Origin of the sequence: Aliidiomarina iranensis (genome assembly GCF_003987135.1) — a bacterium.
GTDB lineage: Bacteria > Pseudomonadota > Gammaproteobacteria > Enterobacterales > Alteromonadaceae > Aliidiomarina > Aliidiomarina iranensis.
In genome coordinates this window covers 1-1449 of record NZ_PIPJ01000026.1, presented here as the reverse complement: position 1 = coordinate 1449, position 1449 = coordinate 1, and the positions used below count along the sequence as shown (strand labels likewise).

At 41.4% G+C, this 1449-nt stretch carries 2 protein-coding genes; both read left to right on the top strand.

Annotation, left to right across the window (positions count from 1 at the left end; genetic code table 11):
- Positions 1–114 precede the first annotated feature (114 nt).
- Positions 115–621 (top strand): hypothetical protein, encoded by a 507-nt coding sequence (locus CWE08_RS12035; protein WP_126768519.1) that lies wholly within the window; start codon positions 115–117, stop codon positions 619–621.
- A 2-nt stretch (positions 622–623) separates the two neighbouring features.
- Positions 624–1265: a hypothetical protein gene (locus CWE08_RS12030; RefSeq protein WP_126768518.1), complete on the top strand. Its 642-nt coding sequence runs from the start codon at positions 624–626 to the stop codon at positions 1263–1265.
- The last annotated feature ends 184 nt before the right edge of the window (positions 1266–1449 follow it).

Below are 1449 nucleotides of genomic sequence, written 5' to 3'. Positions count from 1 at the left end.
TGTAGTGGCATAGTTAATTTGGCCACCTAATTAGAGGTGTTATCATACACCACATAGACAATTAGGTGACGTAATGACGAATAGAACACGTTCACGGCAGCATTACAGTATATTGTGAATGAGGCGGGTTCGCAGTTAACAGCGGCGATTCGGCAAAAAGAAGTGTTTGCAGACTACTTTGAAAAAGTTACGGGGATGAGTGTTCAAGATTCAATCACTTTGTATGAAGCCCAAACGGGGGATTCTTTGACTGTGAACGAGGTTGAAAAAATGTTCATGGACCCTGATTATGCTAGAGAGCAACTTATGGCCAATGAGAATTTACATAAAGTGTACAGAGGTATACTTAATTCAAACGTTCCTCAAACCATGCCTGGGGCTAGTTCAAACTTTGTTCGGCTTCCGTGGTATAAAAGTATTTTTCACAACCCTTGGTATGCGCCTTGGCAAAATTCGAAATGGGTTGGTCGAAACGGCGGCCATTTAGAAGCTGTATACAACAGACAAGGGAATTTAGTGTCTAGTAATGACTATATGGGCACCTTCAATTTCTTTGGTCCTGATCAGATACGGGCACACAAGGCTGCTGATGTAGACCCATATTTTAAGTGGGGGAATTGATAGTGAAGGAAATGAGATATTTAGTGCTTTTCTTTGTGTTATGCATATCGATGATAGGCACATCGGCTTATGGGGATGGAGGTTCGGTGGACGACGAGTTTTATAGAAATAAAATGATTGAAAACATGAAAAGTGCCGGACGCTGGATTATCAGCGAGGGTGTTAGTACTTTCGATGATGGTGGAAAAGGTGCTATTCATAGAAAGCTGATCGATGATTTCGGTGTGCAAATATGGGTTGACCCCTGGATTGAAACCGATCGTTATTTGGCGCAGTTCAGAATCAAAGCCAGGGGGATTAATTACGATATCCATAACTTGTACCGCGAAGAAGTTGACGAAGAATTCTATGAGTTTTGGCTCATCAAAGTGGCGGCTAGAGACTGGTCTGGAGAGCACGCCAGGTCGGTGTTCTTTGTAACGAGAACAAGTGATATTTATGGTCAAAGAGAGATATTGGTAGAAAGTGAGCAGTTTATTGAGTCGTACCTGGTCGCGGGTCAAGAAATTCAATTACCGCTAGATGACATGGAATTGCTTTATGATATGCAAGCTTGGTTGTTTCCAGACAATTATCAAAATTCCGATTTAAAGAATAAACGAGTTGTAATGGATGCTAGAGGTAATATTACTTTTGTTCAATAAATATTACCTGCAAAAGTGAGGATTTATGGCTGTATGGAAGGCAATTCTCCATAGATATAAGTTTAAAGTATGGTAGCAAAGGCTACTGCTAAAGACTTAGCTCCAATAGAGTTTGATAGTTGGATAAAGCCGGCCCATACGGAAAGCAGCACCAGCACCGAGCAAGGCAAAACCACCACCATTA